General features: G+C 45.0%; 19 protein-coding genes and 1 other annotated feature. Of the genes, 10 read left to right on the top strand and 9 right to left on the bottom strand.

The annotated features are described in order from the left end of the window. Positions 1-84: 84 nt before the first annotated feature. From QR721_RS12100 to QR721_RS12115, 4 genes are all read right to left on the bottom strand, one after another. A complete protein-coding gene (locus QR721_RS12100; RefSeq protein WP_348027318.1) occupies positions 85-654 on the bottom strand; it encodes an ECF-type riboflavin transporter substrate-binding protein in 570 nt (189 codons plus the stop codon). Between the two features lie 27 nt (positions 655-681). Next, entirely contained in the window at positions 682-1,542 is an 861-nt protein-coding gene (locus QR721_RS12105; protein WP_348027320.1) for an SAM hydrolase/SAM-dependent halogenase family protein, read from the bottom strand. Between the two features lie 168 nt (positions 1,543-1,710). After that, positions 1,711-1,985: a binding site (T-box leader), on the bottom strand. A 106-nt stretch (positions 1,986-2,091) separates the two neighbouring features. Further along, positions 2,092-3,339 carry an MFS transporter gene (locus QR721_RS12110; protein ID WP_348027321.1) on the bottom strand — a complete coding sequence of 416 codons (1,248 nt, stop codon included), beginning with the start codon at positions 3,337-3,339 and terminating at the stop codon, positions 2,092-2,094. Positions 3,340-3,419: 80 nt separating this feature from the next. After that, positions 3,420-3,875, bottom strand: a complete 456-nt coding sequence (locus tag QR721_RS12115) for a CBS domain-containing protein (protein ID WP_348027322.1) — start codon at positions 3,873-3,875, stop codon at positions 3,420-3,422. Positions 3,876-3,982: 107 nt separating this feature from the next. Between QR721_RS12115 and QR721_RS12120 the strand changes: the two genes are divergently transcribed. The 4 genes from QR721_RS12120 to mgtE all read left to right on the top strand — a co-directional run bounded on the left by QR721_RS12120 (position 3,983) and on the right by mgtE (position 7,742). Further along, positions 3,983-4,420 (top strand): MarR family winged helix-turn-helix transcriptional regulator, encoded by a 438-nt coding sequence (locus QR721_RS12120; protein ID WP_348027325.1) that lies wholly within the window; start codon positions 3,983-3,985, stop codon positions 4,418-4,420. 147 nt (positions 4,421-4,567) lie between these two features. Next, positions 4,568-5,629, top strand: a complete 1,062-nt coding sequence (locus QR721_RS12125) for an NAD(P)/FAD-dependent oxidoreductase (protein WP_348027327.1) — start codon at positions 4,568-4,570, stop codon at positions 5,627-5,629. 66 nt (positions 5,630-5,695) lie between these two features. Beyond that, positions 5,696-6,238 (top strand): GNAT family N-acetyltransferase, encoded by a 543-nt coding sequence (locus QR721_RS12130; RefSeq protein ID WP_348027329.1) that lies wholly within the window; start codon positions 5,696-5,698, stop codon positions 6,236-6,238. Between the two features lie 145 nt (positions 6,239-6,383). After that, a complete protein-coding gene (gene mgtE, locus QR721_RS12135; protein WP_348027331.1) occupies positions 6,384-7,742 on the top strand; it encodes a magnesium transporter in 1,359 nt (452 codons plus the stop codon). 65 nt (positions 7,743-7,807) lie between these two features. Here the strand turns inward: mgtE and pabB are convergent, their stop codons facing one another. Further along, on the bottom strand, positions 7,808-9,889 hold the full coding sequence (gene pabB / locus QR721_RS12140) for an aminodeoxychorismate synthase component I (RefSeq protein WP_348027333.1): 2,082 nt from the start codon (positions 9,887-9,889) through the stop codon (positions 7,808-7,810). Between the two features lie 96 nt (positions 9,890-9,985). After that, positions 9,986-11,182, bottom strand: coding sequence for a CapA family protein (locus QR721_RS12145; protein ID WP_348027335.1), 1,197 nt, complete (start codon positions 11,180-11,182; stop codon positions 9,986-9,988). Between the two features lie 173 nt (positions 11,183-11,355). Here QR721_RS12145 and QR721_RS12150 point away from each other — a divergent pair, with 173 nt between their 5' ends. From QR721_RS12150 to QR721_RS12175, 6 genes are all read left to right on the top strand, one after another. Next, positions 11,356-12,465, top strand: coding sequence for an ABC transporter ATP-binding protein (locus tag QR721_RS12150; RefSeq protein ID WP_348027337.1), 1,110 nt, complete (start codon positions 11,356-11,358; stop codon positions 12,463-12,465). Further along, a complete protein-coding gene (locus QR721_RS12155; protein WP_431189503.1) occupies positions 12,455-13,267 on the top strand; it encodes an ABC transporter permease in 813 nt (270 codons plus the stop codon). Before QR721_RS12150 ends, QR721_RS12155 begins: the two co-directional genes overlap by 11 nt. Before the next feature lies 1 nt (position 13,268). Then, on the top strand, positions 13,269-14,066 hold the full coding sequence (locus QR721_RS12160) for an ABC transporter permease (protein ID WP_348027341.1): 798 nt from the start codon (positions 13,269-13,271) through the stop codon (positions 14,064-14,066). Continuing rightward, entirely contained in the window at positions 14,067-15,140 is a 1,074-nt protein-coding gene (locus QR721_RS12165) for an ABC transporter substrate-binding protein (RefSeq protein ID WP_348027343.1), read from the top strand. Positions 15,141-15,405: 265 nt separating this feature from the next. Continuing rightward, the gene (locus QR721_RS12170) at positions 15,406-15,855 is read left to right on the top strand and encodes a MarR family winged helix-turn-helix transcriptional regulator (RefSeq protein ID WP_348027345.1); all 450 of its coding nucleotides are present in this window, start codon (positions 15,406-15,408) and stop codon (positions 15,853-15,855) included. A 48-nt stretch (positions 15,856-15,903) separates the two neighbouring features. Continuing rightward, positions 15,904-17,409, top strand: coding sequence for a DHA2 family efflux MFS transporter permease subunit (locus QR721_RS12175; protein ID WP_348027347.1), 1,506 nt, complete (start codon positions 15,904-15,906; stop codon positions 17,407-17,409). Between the two features lie 89 nt (positions 17,410-17,498). Here the strand turns inward: QR721_RS12175 and QR721_RS12180 are convergent, their stop codons facing one another. The 3 genes from QR721_RS12180 to QR721_RS12190 all read right to left on the bottom strand — a co-directional run bounded on the left by QR721_RS12180 (position 17,499) and on the right by QR721_RS12190 (position 20,481). Then, on the bottom strand, positions 17,499-17,900 hold the full coding sequence (locus QR721_RS12180) for a hypothetical protein (protein ID WP_348027349.1): 402 nt from the start codon (positions 17,898-17,900) through the stop codon (positions 17,499-17,501). A gap of 82 nt (positions 17,901-17,982) precedes the next feature. Further along, positions 17,983-18,891, bottom strand: a complete 909-nt coding sequence (locus QR721_RS12185; RefSeq protein ID WP_348027351.1) for a glycerophosphodiester phosphodiesterase — start codon at positions 18,889-18,891, stop codon at positions 17,983-17,985. A gap of 159 nt (positions 18,892-19,050) precedes the next feature. After that, positions 19,051-20,481, bottom strand: coding sequence for an alanine/glycine:cation symporter family protein (locus tag QR721_RS12190; protein WP_348027353.1), 1,431 nt, complete (start codon positions 20,479-20,481; stop codon positions 19,051-19,053). Between the last annotated feature and the right edge of the window lie 138 nt (positions 20,482-20,619).

Genomic DNA, 20,619 nt, shown 5'->3' on the forward strand with positions numbered 1-20,619 from the left:
GGCTCCCTGTTAAGCAGATGCTCCATGATCAAGATAACGTTATTGACCAGTTGCACTTACCTTGATGATTCAAATGAAAAACTTCTATTCTCTCGATAATGAACCGCTCTTGCTGCGTGTTTTTGCATATGCTGCTATTAGAATTGTTCCAAGAATACCGACTGTGACGATGTTGGAAATTCCTGCGATGATGCCTTGTGTGAATACCTTATTAGCAGGTTCAGCGTAGATGATGACATCCAGTGTCGGAGCAATAAGTCCCCAGGCAACTGCCTGCACGACAGCTTGAATGATATTGAAATAAATAATTGATGATTTCGTAAAAATACCTTCTTCCGGATTGATACTTCTTCTGAATACAGAGGCACCCAACCCGATGAACAGCCCGACAAAAGCTGAAGTGATTACCCAGCTCCACCATATCGAACCATAGAATACTGCATCTTTCAATGCATGACCAATCAACCCGATGAGCAAACCAGCTACAGGACCGAATACAACAGACATCAAAGCTAGAAATGCATAAGCTGTCTCTACAGATGTGTTCGGAATCCCTGTCGGAATAGCAGCAAATCGGCCGAGAATAACGAACACGGCCGAGCCTATTCCAATTGCAACGATTGTTTTAATGGATAGAACTTTGTTTTTTCTCATATTCCCTTACCTTCTCTCTCTGTAATTTTAACTGTAGATTACTTTTGGTGCACGGCGAACTGCGATGCGCCAGCTTGCTCCCGTACCGATTCGATATGCGTCAGCGAAGGAGCCCTGGTTAATAGCTACGCCAAGCTTATCAAGTGAATTCACATATAGGAGCGGCTCGCCAAGTCGGCTGTCAGCAAAAGAGCGGCCGAACGTCATAATATTTTTGTAAACTTGCTGATTGCCATTGGAAATTGTCACTTCCAAAGCGTCACCGTACTTGATTCCTGCTTTCAGGAACAGTTCACGTTCAATATTCGTCCACAGGTTGCCGAAGCGTACATCAAGGATATCGACATTACCATGGACAACGCCAGCACCATCAAGCTGCGGCTGTTCATGCTCAAGTTCGACAATATCATCTACGTTCAATTCGCGGCCGACTTCCTCGAAACTGATGATACCAGAGGCAAGTCTTGCTCCTGTATAGGCGTAGACATCACGGCCATGGAATGTGTAGGAATCTCCAGACCTCGGCAATCTGTTCACTTTCTCATCGATTTCTCTTACAGCTACAATGCCGATGTTCTGTTTAATATGTGTGAGAGTTCCATTATCCGGTGTTACGATGTACTGGTTCTCACTCGTCTTAGCCACAACGCTCAATCTGTCAGTTCCGACACCCGGATCGACAACGGAACAGAATACCGTTTCTTCTGGCCAGTAAGAGATTGTCTGGTAAAGGCGGTAGGAGCCTTCCCAGATGTTGAATTGTGGAATTTCATGTGTCAAGTTGAAGATAGGAAGCTGGGGATTGACCGAAATGGCCACACCATGCATCGCGCTTACCGCCCCGTCACAAAGTCCGAAGTCTGTCTGAAGTACCAAGTTTTTGCTCATGTGTAAAACCTCCGTATGATAGTAGGATTAGGATATGATAAATGTATGAAAATCAGTACCAGCTGCGCGCGTTCAGCCGCTACTGTTTCCAGCTTGGTGTTGGATATCGTCAGGCATGACGGACAATTGGTCAAATCAAAAACCGCGCCCCATGCCGAATATCCACTCGGCAAGGACGCGGTTGTATATGCGTGGTACCACCTTGCTTCACCATACTGTTCACACAATATGGTCTCATTAAGTACGCAGGTGCATCAATGCCCTGTTATACTCATGGCGTTGGTAACGAGCGCCAAATCTCGGCAATACCTAAAGGATTCTCATCCATTCAGCATGCAACTCGGGGGCCATTTTTCAGATTGTCATTTTTACTCCTTTTCAGCTGCCGGAGCTCTCTATTCAAAAAATGATTCAACCTTACTTTTTCCCGTCATCGTCTTTAAATGATTTGTCAAAACATTTCGTTTGTTACGAAACGTTAATCAGATTATATTACCCTTCCAAATAAAAGGCAAGACCTTTTTCTCATTTTTCTTTCAAAATCGACAATTAATGACCTTCTACCTCATTGACATGCTTGACATGTTCGTAATTCCAGACAATCAAAATGACTGAAAGAATGACGAAAACCCCACTGAAAATAAAAGGCACATGCGGGTTATACACCTCTGCAAGTTTGCCCGCTGTAAATGGAGCAATTGCTCCGCCAAGGAATCGAAGGAAGCTATATGCGGCAGACGCCGTGCTTCGTTCCACAGGTGCTGCATTCATAACAGCAGTCGTGATAAGTGTATTGTTATTTCCAAGGAACGCACCAGCTAGGATGACACAGACGATGATCAGGGACTGGTTCGATGTCCAAATACCCATTGCGAACAAAGTCAGTGCAAACAGAATGAGCATGACGCACATAGATGCAATTGTACCGAACTTGTTGCTGAGTCTCGGTGCCATTACGACCGATGTAAATGCAAGCAGCAGCCCCCAGCCGAGGAAGACATATCCGAGTCCGTGCTCGTCCAAGCCAAGTACAAATGGTGTATACGCAAGCAATGTAAAGAAACCGAAGTTATACAATGCTGCTCCAAGTCCAAAAATAAGTAGGGACCGATGCTTCAAAGCGCGGAACGGATCAAGTATAGAAGTTTTTTTAACAGGTGCAACTGAAGGATTCGCCTTTTTACCATCAGAAGGCATTAGGAAAACAATCGCAAAGAAAGCGATCACCATCAAGACTGCCACACCGAAGAAAGGACCTCTCCATGAAATCGCACCGAGCCAACCACCTACGAGCGGGCCTACCGAAATCCCAAGACCGACTGCTGCTTCATAAAGGATGACTGCTTTTGCAGGACCGCCTGATGAAAGTGAAACGATTGCAGTTAGTGCTGTTGCCACGAAGAGCGCATTACCGAGACCCCAGCCGCCCCTCAGACCGACAAGTGTCCACACATCGCCCGATGCACCGCCAAGAGCGGAGAAAAGAGCTATAACGACAATGCCTGAAAGCAATGTTTTCTTAATACCAATACGGGAAGATACTGCCCCAGTAATGATCATGGCAAGAGCCATTACCGCATTGTAACTTGTGAAAAGCAATGTTACTTCACTTGGTGTTGCATCAAGTTTGCTTGCAATCGCAGGCAAAATAGGATCGACAAGACCGATTCCCATGAACGAGATGATTCCCGCAAAAAAGACCGCCCATACTGCACGCGGCTGTTTCAATAAGCTACTGCCGTTTTCCAGTTCGGCAGCCGCATCCAAAGGTGTTGCATTCTTAGTTGTAGTTTTCATACACAAGGTCCTTTCATTATTGAATAAAGTATGGAGTCTAAGCGTTCGGCTCCAAAAGAAAAACCGCTTATGAGGCGGCTTTATAATAACTTTTCAAAAGTATTGCGAATAACGTCTCCGCGGCTGATGATTCCGACAAGCTTGCCATGTTCTGTAACAGGGAGTTTCTTAATCTGTTTCTTTCCGAGAACTGCAGCGACATCCTCAGCCTCTGCCTCAGCATCAATTGTGATGATTTTGCGCTTTGTAATCGAGTGGACATCGAGATCAAGCACTTCCTGTGCCCGTTCGGAGAAGCTTCTATCATCCGCTGAAATAACCCCTACAGATAGGATTGAATCGATGATGATATCCTGGTGTTTGCCAATATAGCGCATGATGTCCCCATCACTTATATAGCCACACAGTTCGCCATTTTCCTTTACTACAGGCAAACCACTAATTCGGTGAGAGATGAAATGTCTTACTACATCCCTTACAGTTGCGTGCTCCCCTACAAAGTAGACATCTTTAATCATCATATCTTTCGCTCTCATCGTTACCGCCATCCTCTCTGGGAATAAAAAGTGAAAAATGCTATACTTGTATTATACAACCTTATTGACCATACTTCAATTGAAAATGGTAAAGGAGTGACCTTGTTTTGGATAAAAAATTCGAGGATTTGCAGTTGGAACTCGCTTCTCTTGTACGCTATATAACCTCACTGACTCCAAGCCAAACCGGCAGGATGCTGGACCGTTCCGGATTTCTCATCCTACAACATATTGATTCAAAAGGAACCGCCAGCATTAAAGAGCTCGCAACTTATTTCAAACTTGATATATCAACCATGAGCCGGCAAGTCCGTAGCCTTGAACAAAAGGATTACCTCGCCCGTCGCCCAAATCCTTCTGATAAGCGGGCTCATTTTCTCACTGTGACAAGCTCAGGCAAGGAGCAGCTGAACGCCTATCGTACTTTAAAGTCCAAACGGATTCAGCAGCTTTTCGGCGAGTGGGACGAAGAAAGCCTTAAGCAATTCACGAGACTGCTTCAGAGAGCAAATGAAGAATTCCGAGAAAATAATTGGGAAGAATAGCTGAATCGCATTACTTATAACCAACTGCAATTCGCATACACTACTCTATATATGCCTTTTATAATTATTTGTATTTTGGCTTTCCCTCATTCGGGGAATATATGTTGTTGGACAGGCAGTTACAATCTTTGAATGGAGGCTGATTGAATGAAGAAACTTGTCGTTGTAGGCGGCGGATATGGTGGACTAAATATTGTCGCCAATATCCTGCATAGCACGTTTCCGGAAGATATTGAAATCACTATGATCGACCGCAACCCGTATCATGCGCTTAAAACAGAATTCTACGCTACTGCTGCCGGGACAAAAGCGGACGTAGATGTTCGATTGCAATTCCCTAAGGATAAGCGGGTCAAATATGTTTTCGGAGAAGTGACAAAGATCGATACAGAGAATGAGCAAATATTGTTAGAAGGAGATCAGCCGGAGATACCTTATGATACACTTGTTGTCGCACTCGGCTGTGAAGACGCCTATCACGGTGTACCTGGCGCCAAGGAGTATGGAAAAAGCGTCCAAACTATTCAACAGGCCCGCGAAACAGCACTCGCTGTCGGAAACACGCCAGGTGGAGGCATCATCGGCATTGTCGGCGGCGGCCTAAGTGGTATTGAGACTGCGGCTGAAATCCGTGAAAGCCGTCCTGATCTGCGCATACGTCTATTTGACCGCAATGAATCTGTACTGCGTCCTTTCCATGACAAGGTTCGGAACTACGTTGAAGAATGGTTTGCCAAAAACGAAGTCGAAGTTATTCACCATTGCCAAATAGAAGAAGTGACCCCAGAAGGAATTATTAACAAAGGCAAACTTATCCCGACAAATGTCACAATCTGGACAGCTGGTGTCCAGCCGAGCGCTGTTGTCCGTGACCTTCCATATGAGAAGGACAAATACGACAAAATCATCGTTAATGAGTACTACCAAGTACCAGAAGCTACGAATGTCTATGTAGTCGGGGACTGTGCGGCGTCAGAATTTTCTCCAAGCGGCCAGCTTGCGCGTCAACAAGGACAGCAGATTGCCGAAATCCTCCTCGCTATCATGAATGGCAAGGAACCGCGCAAGCCGAAGCCAATCAAGCTCAAAGGGACACTCGGATCACTCGGGAAAAATGAAGGCTTCGGCAACATGATGGAAAAGCCGATGACAGGATGGCTGCCGCGTCTTGCTAAAACCGGTGTGCTATGGATTAACAAACGACACTAAACTTGTGTTTTCCTCCTTTGCATGCCTATACTTCTTAAACAAAAGAAAAGTGAGCGGGGAGATTACATGGAACTTCAAGTAAATGACTGGATCAGCTTAAAAACACTTGAACCACTTGATGATGAAGCGTTGTTTCTAGAAACAGACAAATCACGGAATCATTTGCGAAAATGGCTCCCATGGCTTGATGGAATACAGAATGTCTCCGATTCAAGGCAGTTCATCGAGTACAGCATACAACTGCACGATCAGCGGAAAGCAATGATTTTTGGTATTTTTGCAGATGGGCAGCTCGCCGGCACAATCAGTTTCAATCAAATTGACTGGCAAAATCGTATTGGGCATATTGGTTACTGGCTCTCTTCTACCTACACTGGCCAAGGCATCATGACTGAGGCCGTCCGTCGTCTAGTCAATTATGGGTTTGATGACTTGGCCCTGAATCGAATGGAAATTCGCTGTGCGACGGAGAATAATAAAAGCCGCCATATACCGGAGCGGCTCGGTTTCACTGAAGAAGGCCAGGTCCGGGAAGGCGAATGGCTCTATGACCACTTCGTCGACCACGCAATTTACGGTATGCTGAGCCGTGATTGGGCAGACAAGTAAAACAATAATTAGATTTAAAAGAGGCAGAGACATTTGCCCTGCGAGGGAAAATGTCCTGCCTCTTTTAATTTTGTCTATTTGTATGATTGTTTGCTCTAGGCAAATCGCTCATTAGTGGATACACTAGACACTGGAGGTGATTCACATGTCTCTCTCAATGACAGAAAATGAAATCACACTGGCCATCATCCAGGCTTTAAAAGAAGGAAAAAGAAAACAATTCCAGGACATTCTGGAGGAACTGCATCCCTATGATATTGCTAGGCAATATGAACATTTGCCGAATAAGCATAAGAATAAATTCCTCGTTTTCCTCACAATTGAACAGCTTACAGACCTGATTCAAGAGCTCGAGACAGAAGACCAGCTTGAAGTCATTCAGAAAATGGGCATTGAGAAATCGTCCAAAGTACTCGATATGATGGAAAATGATGATCTAGCTTCCCTACTGACAGACCTTGACCCTGAACAAATTGAGGAACTGCTCGGCGAAATGAAGCAGGAAGAATCCGCCGTTGTCCAGAACATGATGACCTACCCGCCAGAAACTGCCGGACGTGTCATGAACAACCGTTATGTGTGGATTCCGAAATACTATACAATTCGCGAAGCCATTGCCAAGCTGAAACATTTCGCTGAGATTGCCCAGTATTTGAACTATCTGTACGTAATTGATGATGAAAAGAAACTCGTAGGTGTTATTTCATATAAAGATCTGCTCCTTGGAAGCATCGATGACCGTATTGAAGATGTCATGTTCAATCGTGTCGTCAAAGCAGATGTGCTCACAGACCAGGAAGAAGTCGCCAAGCTCATTAGCCGCTATAATTTCGTCTCCTTGCCGATTGTCCAAGAGGACGATACGCTTGTCGGTGTCGTGACAGTCGATGATGTTATCGATATTTTCATCCAGGAAGCGAATGAAGATATTGAAAAGCTTTCCGCCAGTGGTAAATCAATAGACTTCAAAACGAATCCGTTCGTAGCCGCATACAGGCGTCTCCCATGGCTTATCCTGCTCTTATTCATCGGACTCGTTTCCGGCAGCATCATATCTAATTTTGAAGATACATTGCAATCCGTCGTTGCTCTCGCATTCTTCATGCCGCTCATTGCTGGTATGACCGGAAATACCGGAACCCAGTCCCTCGCTGTTGTTGTGCGCGGACTCGTTTCAGAAGACTTGGAATTCAAGCAGGTATTGAAGCTGATTGTACGTGAACTATGGGTCGGTATTATCATCGGAATCACGTGCAGCATTCTCATCGCCATCATCGCCTTTGTATGGCGCGGCAGTTTCCCGCTCGGACTTGTTGTCGGCAGCTCCCTTCTTCTGACGCTAATTATCGGGACACTTGCCGGTACAATCATTCCGCTCGTTTTGTACAAATTCAAAATTGATCCCGCTGTTGCTTCTGGCCCGCTCATTACAACGATCAACGATATTTTGTCCTTGTTGATTTACTTCGGCATTGCGACAGCGTTCATTTCGAAGCTGACGTAGTTGTTTTATAACTATCGCTCCACTTGCGACAGAATCGTATTCCCATTAGAAAAACCCGGACTTACTCAAGTCCGGGTTTTTTCCATTGCTGCCTCCGCTTCGCTCACTGCTTGAATAAGCGCTTCTGCCTTCAACAGCATTTCTTCATATTCTTCTTCTGCATCAGACAGCATCGTGATTGCTCCGCCTACTCCTATGGAAATCTCATTGCCCTGCTGAACGATTGTACGAATGACAATGTTCAAATCAGCTGTTCCATTAAGTCCTAGGAAACCGATGGACCCTGAATAGATGCCACGCGGGCGTCCCTCGACTTCATCAATGATCTGCATGCTTCGTTTCTTCGGAGCTCCTGTCATTGAACCGCCGGCAAAAGCTGAACGGACAAGTTCTGCAACAGAAATTTCTTTACGCAGTTTGCCCGCAATTGTAGAAACGAGCTGATGCACTGTTTCATATGTTTCTACATCCATCAGTTTCGGCACATGAACACTGCCAATTTCACATACAAGACCGAGGTCATTCCGCAGCAAATCGACAATCATCAGATTCTCTGCACGGTTTTTCTCACTGTTACGCAATTCTTCCAATAGTGCATGGTCAGATTCCATATCATCCCCGCGGCGAATCGTCCCTTTAATCGGCTTTGCTGTAACATTACGGTCACGTTCCACTTTGAGAAAACGTTCCGGTGAGGAAGACAGCACATGAACATCTTCAAGCGCTAAGTACGCTGAATATGGTGCCGGGTTCCGTCGGCGCAAATATCGGTAAAGCGCAAAAGGTTCAAGGCCTGTCCGTGCTGTAATTTCATTTGTCAGCGTAATTTCATAAGTCTCTCCGTCAATGATTTCCTTTCTTATCCGCTCAATATCTGCAACATACTCATCATGGTCGCGGAATAGATCAAAATCAATTTCTCTCACATCTTCTGCACCCTGGACAATCGGAGCTAAGCAATCCAGCTTTTGCAGAGCCTGATCCATTTCCAGTGACCAGCCTGTTTCATGGACTCCTTCAGGCAATAATTCAAGCAAATAAACTGTTTCGTCTTCATGGTCAAAGGCAATCATCCTGTCCGCCAGAATGAAGCACGCATCTGGCATCGAAGAATGGTGCGCATCATCTCCACCGCTTTCCGCCTTCAGTTCATAACCGAAGTAACCACAGAATCCACCATTGAAGTCAAAAGGAAGGTCATCGTTCATCGTACGCAATCTGTGGAGTTCTTTTTCCAAATAAGTGAAAATACTTTCGTTCCGCTTCTCTATCATTCCTTGCCGGTTCACTTCAAGCTCTTTTCCATCTAGTGAATAACGAATGATTTGACCATTCGGCCCATCTCCAGCACCGATGAATGAAAAACGCGCCATTCCAGGCTCTGCACGGCTACTGTCCAGCCAGAATGCGTATGGACGTTCAGCATACATAGCATGGAATACATCCTCAGGCATATGCCAATGATTCATTTTTTTTACATGGACACGCCAATCAGCGTTATTTTCAGAGCCGCTCTCTCCAACTCCATCAGATATCAACTCAGTATTTAAAGAATCCAAGCCTTTTATCTTTCTCGTCAGGCGGGCAAAGTTCTCCAGTATCTGTACACCGAACTCGGTTTCTATCGATTCAGGATGGAACTGTACGCCCCAGATTGGGCGAGTGCGATGCTTCAGCCCCATGATGATGCCATCTTCCGTCCAGGCGGTCTTCTCCAATTCAGCCGGTAACGTTCCCGGATCTACCACAAGAGAATGATAGCGCACAACTCGGAAATCTTGCGGAATACCTGTAAATACATCAGAATCCGCATGCTTCACTTTGCTGCGTCTGCCATGGATTGCTTCTGGCGCGTGAATAACCTTTCCACCGAAGACTTCCGCCATGCCCTGGTGGCCAAGGCAGACACCGAGAACTGGTACTTTCGCGTCTTTCAAAACCCTGGCACAAACGCCAAAGTCAGCTTCATTGCCCGGGTGTCCTGGTCCTGGCGAAATGACGATGTTATCGAAATCAGCTTCATTCAGAGCTTCCCAATCAAGCTTATCGTTTGCAATAACTGTCGGCGGCTCCCCATTGATTCCTGCTAATATTTGAAAAAGATTATATGTGTAAGAGTCATAGTTATCTATTAAAAGTGTTTTCATCGTTGTCCTCCCTCGGCGGGTAAAAAATCAACCTTTTACTATTATAAGCTAGAAAGATAGCCTAACCAAGAAGGAAAAAATCAACAATACGTGTTTTCATCGCTCCATGAACTCAAGGTCGGGCATACGCTTCTTCATATGAGACTTCACTTCCGTATAGATGGTATCACGGTTTGGCAAAATTCCCTTTTTCACCTTGAAAAGCGGTTCAGGTGTCCACTTCCCGTACGTCACCCAAGTCGGCATGAAACGTGGGTGCTCAACCGTTATTCTTCCATCCTTTTTCACAAAATCCCAAGTGAGCATACCGCCAGCCTGTTTGTATACGCCCTTCTGGCCAGAGATGAAATTGCCGAGTGAATGTATGACAAGTGTTCGTCCATTTTTCCCTTTCACCCACTCAACCGGCTGCAGGACATGCGGATGATGTCCGAGCACGACATCCGCACCCGCTTTTGCCGCATAGCAGACAAGGTCTTCCTGCATCTTATTCGGCTCGCGCGCATATTCATCTCCAAAATGAAGGCTTAAAACGACTGCCTCCGCACCCGCTTTTTTCGCTCTTGCAATTTCCCCAGCAATTCGCTTCTTATCAATTAGATTGACGAGGTACGGCTTTCCAGGTGGGACAGACAGTCCGTTTGTTCCATATGTATAAGCTAGAAAAGCGACACGCATCCCGCTACTCGTTTTGAGAATACGCAGTTTCTCCCGATCTCCTTCGTTCCTGTAAGAACCGACATAGGCAACACCGAGCTTTCTCCAGTGATCAGTCGCCCTCATGATTGCCGCTTCTCCTCGGTCGAGCGTGTGGTTATTAGCAAGTGAGACGATGTCCACTCCTGCGTCCGCAACCGCATTACCGACTTCTAACGGACTGTTGAATCGCGGATAAGAACTGAGCCCGAGTGCAGATCCGCCAATCATTGACTCCTGATTAGCAAAAGCAAGATCCGCCTTCCTCAAATAAGGCTTCATTTCTTTTAGAATCGGCTTGAAATCATAGCCATTTCCTTTTTTTGCTGAATTATAGACGACATCGTGAATAAGTATATCACCTACTGCTGAAACAGTTATCCGCTGATCCTTATCGCTATTTTGTTTTACTTTTCTATCTTGAAAAGATGTCATCTGTTTCTTTTCTATCGGTTTGACACCATCAATGATTTCCTTATCACTGCGCTGATCAGCTGCTGCCGCTGTTTTCTCTTCAACATTATAGGTCGTACAACCGGCACAAATGACGAGAAGCAGTATCGTTATAGACAGCATTGTCTTTTGTAACGTTTGCATGCATAGCCTCCTTATAGCTTGATTTCTTCAATCCGCTGAATTTATGGTGTTTCATTTTCTGCTTCCACCTATTATAATTGGTTTTGTTTCGTGCTCAATTGGACGAAATCCAAGCATCTTTCCTGTATATTAGGGAACGATGAAAATATGTACTGCCGAGAGGAGAAGGATAGTTGGAACAGAAGACAATCATCCAATTCAAAGATGTAAGCAAACAATACGACAATGAAACACTCGTGCTCGACAATGTAAGCTTTGAAATCGAGCAGGGGAAATTTTATACATTACTCGGTCCTTCAGGATGCGGTAAAACGACGATTCTCCGCCTAATCGCCGGCTTCACAGAGGCTTCAAGCGGGGAAATTCTGTTCAATGGCAAGAAAATTAACAATCTGCCGCCGAACAAGCGTCTTGTCAACACTGTTTTCCAGGACTATGCACTATTTCCGCATCTTAATGTATTTGAAAATGTAGCTTTTGGATTGCGCATTCGCAAGGTAAAAGAAAAAGCAATCAAAGAAAAAGTAAAACAGGCCCTCACTTTCGTCAATCTCGCAGGTTATGAAAATCGTGAAATCTCCGAAATGTCGGGTGGCCAGCGACAGCGTGTCGCCATTGCGCGTGCAATCGTGAATGAACCCCAAGTGATTCTCCTTGATGAACCGCTCTCCGCCCTCGACTTGAAACTGCGTACTGCTATGCAATACGAGCTTCGCGAATTACAGAGACGTCTAGGTATCACTTTCATCTTCGTCACACATGATCAGGAAGAAGCACTCGCCATGTCAGATGAGATTTTTGTCCTGAACAAGGGGAAAATCCAGCAGAGTGGTACTCCTAATGACATTTATGACGAGCCGATTAACCGCTTTGTAGCTGACTTCATCGGTGAATCGAACATCGTCAAAGGTACGATGATCCGCGATTTCCTCGTTAGCTTTGCAGGCAAGGAATTCGAATGTGTCGACCAGGGCCTTAACCCGAATGAACCAGTCGAAGTCGTCATCCGCCCGGAAGATATGGAAATCACAACGCCAGAGCGAGGCAAAATTCATGTGACCGTTTCTTCACAGCTATTCCGCGGTGTTCACTATGAACTAATGTGTGTTGATGAAAACAGCAATGAATGGCTCGTCCATTCAACGAAAAAAGCAGCGGTCGGAACGGAAATCGGACTACATTTCGGTTCTGAAGACATCCACGTCATGCGTATTGGTGAGACAGAAGAAGAATTTGATCGTCGTCTCGAGTCATATGGAGAAGGTGATGCAAGTGCAGAATAGCCGCGTTACGAAACTTGTTTATGCGCTCCCCTACTACTTGTGGATCCTTCTATTCGTAGCACTTCCGATCGCGCTGATTGTCTACTATTCATTTTTTGACATTCATGGCAATCTGACATTGCATAACTACGAGAAGTTCTTCACTCCGGTTTACCTGAAACTGACACTCAGTTCTTTCTGGTACGCCTTTCTCATTACAATTGTCAGTTTGACCATTGCCTATCCGGTTGCCTATCTTCTGACAAAAACACGCAATAGCCAGATTTGGCTCCTATTGATCATTGCGCCATCTTGGATCAATCTTCTGCTGAAGGCATATGCATTCATTGGAATCTTCAGCACATACGGTATGGCGAACAGTTTCCTTGAAACAATCGGTATTGGCACGAAGCAGATTCTGTTTACGGATTTTAGCTTCATCTTTGTATCGGTTTATATCTTCATTCCGTTTATGATTTTGCCGATTTTCAATGCTTTAAATGAACTGAATCCTACTTTCCTTGAAGCAGCCCAGGACATGGGTGCATCGAAGTGGACCGCTTTCTGGCGTGTCATTTTCCCATTGACGATTGATGGCGTGAAGTCTGGATGCCAAGTTGTCTTCATCCCGGCGCTCTCACTCTTCATGCTGACTCGACTGATTGCCGGGAACCGTGTCATCACACTCGGTACAGCGATCGAGGAGCATTTTCTCGTCACACAGGACTGGGGTATGGGGTCAACAATTGCAGTATTCCTAATTATCATCATGTTCCTGTTCATGATTGTGACCGGCAGCCGGAACAGAAAGCGGGGTGCCTAAGATGAAAGATAAGATTAATTGGCCAGGGCGCCTGTTCCTCATTGTCATCTTTGCGATTTTGTATTTGCCGATCTTCTATTTAATTTTCTATTCATTCAATAGCGGCGGCAAAATGTATCATTTTCAGGGCTTCACACTCGAATTTTATAAAGAACTTTTCCAAAATACGAGATTGCTTATCATCGTTCTGAATACACTGATTGTTGCATTGCTCTCCGCCCTAGTCTCGACAATCATTGGTGTAATGGGAGCTCTAGCAATTCATCAGATGCGCAAAAAGAGCAAAAACTCGGTTCTTGGATTGAACAATGTGCTGATTGTTAGTCCCGATGTCATCATCGGTGCTTCTTTCCTAATTTTGTTCACAACAGCAGGTCTCAAGCTCGGTTTCTATTCGGTTCTTCTATCGCATATTGCATTTAGCATTCCGATCGTCGTTCTGATGGTGTTGCCAAAGCTTGGCGAAATGAGCCCTTCATTGATCGATGCGGCACGTGACCTTGGCGCAAGTCCTTGGGGTGTCCTTTCAAAAGTGACATTGCCATTCATTGCCCCTGGCATACTCGCTGGTTTCTTCATGGCATTGACTTACTCACTAGATGATTTTGCTGTTACCTTCTTTGTCACAGGGAATGGCTTCAGCACGCTTAGTGTCGAAATCTACTCCATGGCACGCCAAGGTGTCTCTCTGACGATCAATGCGCTATCAGCTGTCCTGTTCCTCGTCACGATGCTCGTCGTCGCTGCTTACTATGCAGTAGCCGGCCGCAAGAAAATTCGCGTCGGAGGGAGAAAGTAAATGAAAAAACTTACTCAGGCAATGGTCGCTGTTATCATCGCATGCGCTGTGCTTGGCATTGCCATCTACAAACTCAACCACGCACAAGGGTATGCTGGAAAGAACACATTGAGCCTTTACAATTGGGGTGATTATATAGATGAAAGTTTGCTGAAGGACTTCCAGAAGCAGACTGGCATCAAAGTTGTCCTCGAAACCTTTGATTCAAATGAAGCGATGCTTACGAAGATCCAGCAAGGCGGCAGCAATTATGATATCGCTGTCCCGTCAGAATATATGGTGAACAAGATGGCCGAGGATAACTTGCTCATCCCTCTTGATAAATCCAAGATTCCGAACTTCAAGAACTTGGACAGCCGATTCCTGAACTTGCCTTTCGATCCGGGCAATAAATATTCAATTCCTTATTTCTGGGGCACTGTCGGCATCGCCTACAATAAGAAGATGCTGCCCGATAAAAACTTCAATAGTTGGGAGGATCTTTGGGATCCTGCTCTAAAGAATGATATTTTGTTAACAGACGGTTCTCGGGAAACAATCGGAATGGGCCTGAACGCACTTGGCTATTCATTGAATGACACGAATGAAAAGCATTTGCTTGAAGCGAAAGCGAAACTCGACAAGCTTATGCCAAATGTAAAGGCCATTGTCGGTGATGAAGCGCGGATGCTCCTTGCGAATAATGAAGCTCCTGTCTCCATTTGCTGGTCAGGTGTCGCTTCAGAAATCCTTGATGAAAACCCGGACCTTGACTATGTCGTTCCCAAGGAAGGCTCGAATCTATGGTTCGACAACATCGTCATTCCAAAAACAGCGAAAAATAAAGAAGCTGCTTACAAGTTCATCAATTTCATACTCGATGCGAAGGTAAATGCTCAGAACGCAGAATACGTCACCTATTCCACACCGAATAAGGCAGCATTGAAATATATGCCGAAAGAAATGACAGAAGACAAACGCTTCTATCCGACACCAGAGATGACAAAGAATCTCGAAGTGTACAAAAACCTCGGCAAAGAAAATCTGACACGCTATAACGAACTGTTCCTGCAGTTCAAAATGGCGACAAAATAAATAAATTATCATGAGCACCCGTGCCCCAAGTTACACAAAACTTGAGACATGGGTGCTTTTTAATGCAGAAAACCAACACCCATTTACTTTCAAATAGTAAGGAGATTATTTTATTGACTTCAAATTTCCGGGAGAGTATAATGATTAACCGTGCACAAATAGTTTAGCAGCAAGATATTCATAGACGAAATATTATCTGACAAATTATATTACTGATATTTGGGTAATAATGCATATAGGACAATATTTGAAGGGGGCCGGAAAATTGGAGCTTCATGACATGCTTGAAATGGAAAGCGAACTGCGCAAGATCGCCCAGCGCATTACTCATGAATGGAAATGCCATGTCGGCGGGAAATTCTCGCGTACGGAAGTGCTCGTCATGTATCGGCTTATGACTGAAGGAAGACAGCGAGCCTCTCAACTTGCCGAATGTCTTTCCATCACAACAGGCGGACTGACAGGCATTACCGATCGGCTCGTCCAAGGCGGCTATATTGAACGCAAGCGCGATACCGAGGATCGTCGTGTCGTCTATCTCAGTATTGCTGAACCTGGCAAACAAGAGCTTTATAAAATGCGAGAAGCACGGGAAACATTCGTACACAACGTGTTTAAAGACTTTACAACAGATGAGCTTGGCCAGTTAAAATTGGTTGCCTCTAAACTCCTCAACAATCTTGACTCCATGAGCCAAGCCAAGGCGCTTGACTGATTCTATTTAACTGCAAACTAGAAAAAACATAAGGAGATGAATGAATTTATGACAGAAACAGCACCGGCGGCACAATCAGCCAACATTCGCAAAGGGCCGATTCTTACAGTCATCCTGCTCGGCGCTTTTGTTTCGCTGCTGAACCAGACGCTGATGAACGTAGCCCTTCCTTCCATCATGACAGATTTGAACATTGGTGAGAGTACTGCCCAATGGATTACAACGGGCTTCATGCTCGTAAACGGTGTACTTATCCCGATTACTGCCTTCCTCATGGAAAAGTTCTCGACCAGACAGCTATTCATCACAGCGATCACCCTATTCACAATCGGAACACTCATTTGTGGTATTGCACCTGACTTCCTCACTTTGATGACCGGCCGTGTCATTCAGGCAATTGGAGCTGGCATCATCATGCCACTTCTGACGACTGTTGTCCTCGCACTCTTCCCTGTTGAGAAACGCGGCGGCGCAATGGGTCTAATTGGTATTGCAATGATCTTTGCACCAGCAGTTGGCCCGACACTATCCGGATTCATTGTCGAAAACTATACTTGGAGAGTCCTGTTCTATACGATTCTTCCAATTGCTATTATCGATATCATCATCGCGGTGATATTCTTGCGAAACGTAACAGAACGCAAATCACCTAAAATTGATGTTTTGGCAGTTATCCTTTCCACTGTCGGTTTTGGTGGTATTCTTTATGGTTCAAGTACAGCTGGTTCACATGGCTGGACGAGTGCAAAAGTGCTTGTAACGATTATCATCGGTTTTATCAGTTTGGCGCTCTTCGTCATTCGCGAATTGAGATCAGAACGTCCGATGTTGGACTTCCGTGTTTTCAAAAGCGGTATCTTCTCTCTGACAACCGTCATTAACGTTGCATTGACTGTTGCCATGTTCGCACCGATGCTCCTTATTCCGCTCTATTTGCAAAATGTGCTTGGTATCAGCCCGCTCCATTCTGGACTAATGCTCATGCCAGGAGCAGTTGTGATGGGGATCATGTCGCCAATTACAGGTAAGGCATTTGATAAAATCGGTGCCCGTCCGCTTGCCATCTTAGGTCTTGCGATTACAACTGTAACAACATATATGCTGACACAGTTGACTGATCATACGTCTTACGGCTACCTGATTGGTGTATACACTGTTCGCATGTTCGGTATGTCCATGATTATGATGCCGATCATGACAGCAGGTCTTAACCAGCTTCCGCCACGTTTGCACCCTCATGGTACGGCAATGGTGAACACGGTCCGTTCCGTTGCTGGTGCGATTGGTACAGCAGTCCTTGTCACACTCATGACAAATAAAGCGAAAGACAGTATTAAAGACATCATCATTTCGCACAAGTTTAACCCGCAAGATAAAGCAGATATGCTGCATGCTCAGAATCTCGCTATGGTGAACGGAATCAACCATGCCTTCATGGTTTCCGCTGTGTTTGCCGTCATCGCGCTCGTACTTAGCTTCTTTATTAAGCGTGGACGTACACACCAAGATGAGAACACTGAATTCAACAGCAACAAACCAGCAACAAACGAATAAAGGGCACCCCTCCATACAATTTGTTGAATCTGTACGGGGAGTGTTCAAACTAAAAAGGCTAATCCAGAATGCTTCTGGATTAGCCTTTTTTATCTCAATTCTACTGTGAACTGATTAATGCCTTCCTGTACAACGTGAACATTGGCAGGGAATCGAGTATAAACCTGTCTGATTTCTATCGCATAGCGCTGCGCAATCCGATGTGCTTCTTCTTCATTGACATCCTTATCCAGCACAAGCCTGCCGACAGCCCGTCCATTTTCAATCTGGACACGCCCCCCGATTACCGCCGGGTCAGACAGCGTTCTCCATTCAGGACGGCGATTGTTCTTCGTATCATCAGACTCATAGCGATTGTGCATGCCAGCATTAATATTCTGCTGCTGTTTCTGCCGCTGTGATTCGTCCTTGCTCGGATTATCTCCCTGCTGCGAGCAGCCGACTGTGACAAATAGGACCGCACTTAAGCAAATGAACAATATTTTCTTCATGAATGATACCTCCCGGATACAAGCAAGTGAACCTATTATTTCCTTGCTCCAGGAGATTATTCATGCAACACGGCGTTTATCTTTATGATTCACGCTCCAAATTTCTCTTCACTTTCTTCAGTAGGTCGGGCTGATTCGTGAACATGCCATCAGCACCCCATTCAATCAGCCGTATCATGTCCGATTCGTCATTGACTGTATAGGGATGGACAAGCAACCCGGCCTTGCGCACTTTCTGGATATAGGGTTTGTCAATCATGCGGTAGTCCATGCCGATGCCATCAGCATATCCCTTGATTTCAGAAAGAGCTTGATCACTTATTTTGGCAGGCTCTCGATAGGAAATCAGCTGAATAAGGGGAAGATCCGGGTCTTTTTCGTGGATGTTCTGAAGACTTTTTTTGCTGAAAGATTGAACAATAATTCTTGGTACACCATGCTCTTCTTCCTGAAGCTGATAATTATCAATCAACCTAAGGAGCTCTTCTTCCATTCCTGGATAGAGGTTTGGTGATTTCGTTTCTATGTAGTAATTAGCTTTCTTGCCATAACGCTGAAAAATTTCTTCTAAAGTTGGCACTTTTAAACCTTCATACATTAATTTCGACTCATCAGAATGAGTTTCATTAAACCAGGAACCGGCGTCCAGCTTCTTGATTTGAGCCAATGTCATGTCTTTCACCTTGCCTGTCCCGTTCGTTGTCCTATCAACAGTTGTATCATGCATAGCGACCAACTTCCCGTCTTTCGTCATCTGCAGATCAATCTCCAGATAATCGGCTTTCACATTTTCAGCCATTTCATAAGACGCAAAAGTATGTTCCGGTGCATAGGCAGAGGCACCTCGATGGGAAATTGCGAATACCGGACTTGCCTTTTCTTCATCTTTCGCCACATGCTCTTGTGACGGTGAAGGGTCTATCTTCTCATTGGAACATCCTCCAAGCAACAGTGCAAAACATGCACCTGCCAGCACTCCTCTCACAATCATATATTACCTCCTCTCTCATTTAAGATGCGCAAAAAAATGTTCTTCTTAAGACCCAACCTTCATTATCTCAGAATTGTATAGAAACCACAAAGAGCAAATTCAAAGAAAAATACAAAAAGCCTTGCAGACAATGTGAGCTGCAAGGCTTCTGGATGTAAATTACTTTTCTTCATTTTCAGATACTGCATCGCCCCACTGAGTTACGCCAGAACGATGTTTCTGATCGAGCACAGACTTGCTGAAATGCGGATCTTTTCCAGCTTTGCGCTGTTTCGTATAGTCTTTTAGAACTCTAATAGCAATTGGGGACAAGCAGACAATCGCATACAGGTTGATCAAAGCCATGATCGCCATTGTAAAGTCAGCAAGGTCCCAGACAACATCAAACGATGCAACTGCTCCGAACATGACCATAAGCAGTACGACAATACGGTAGATAAACATGCCAACCTTGCTTTCGCGAATATAGGAGATGTTGCTTTCTCCATAGTAATAGTTCCCAAGAACAGAACTATAAGCAAATAGCAAAATAGCTATAGCTACAAATAAACCGGACCAACTGCCGATATGATGTGCAAATGCATTCTGTGTAATTTGGATTCCTTCCAATTTTTTTCCTTCGTAACCACCTGCTGTCAGGATGATAAAGCCTGTTGCACTGCAGACGAGAATCGTATCAAAGAAAACACCAAGTGCCTGAATCAGACCTTGCTTGGCCGGATGGGATACATCTGCAGTTGCTGCCGCATTTGGCGCACTACCCATACCAGCTTCATTGGAGAAGAGGCCGCGTTTGATTCCGTACATGATCGCAGCACCAAAACCTCCACCGGCAATTTGCCGGATACCGAACGCATTTTCAAAAATAAGCTTGAACATCGTAGGAATTTCAGTAATGTTCACAACGAGCACATACAGAGCAATCCCGATGTAGAGAATTGCCATGATTGGTACAATCAGCTGCGATACATGAGCGATGCTCTTCAAACCGCCAAAAATAACAAGAGCTGTTAAGACAACAAGAATTCCTGCGATGATCCACTTATTAATGTGATATTCACCACTGAATGCAAGGCTAATGGAATTCGCCTGAACCGAGTTGAACACAAGTCCATAAGTAATTGTAATAACAACCGCGAAAACAACTCCGAGCCAGCGCATATTAAGACCTTTTTCAATATAGTAGGCCGGACCGCCCCGGAAACCATGGCGACCGGATACTTTGAACACCTGAGCCAACGTACTTTCAATAAATCCTGAGGCTGAGCCGATTAATGCAAGAATCCACATCCAGAACAGAGCGCCCGGACCACCTGAAGCAACCGCTGTAGCCACACCTGCAAGATTCCCTGTACCAACCCGTGAAGCAGCACTGATGGCGAAAGCCTGGAAAGCCGTCGTACCTTTCTTCTCCTTCTTGCCTTTTACCGTTTCCTTTTCAAACAGGACACGGAACATTTCAGGCAGCATTCTGAACTGGACGAATTTTGTAGCAAACGTGAACCAAAGTCCAACGCCTATTAGAACTGCAATTAGGACATATGCCCAAATGAAATCACTAATTTTAAAAAGCGTGTCAATGAATTCCATATATTACCTCCACTTTCTCTAGATGACGAAAACTTGCACACAGAAAAATATTATAACGTTCAGAGCTTTCTAACGCCAGGAATTTTACTGGAAATTCAATTCCCTGACTACAGTTATAAGTATCCCCGTTGAGCGGCT

This window comes from Aciduricibacillus chroicocephali (assembly GCF_030762805.1).
Classification (GTDB): Bacteria; Bacillota; Bacilli; order Bacillales; family Amphibacillaceae; genus Aciduricibacillus; species Aciduricibacillus chroicocephali.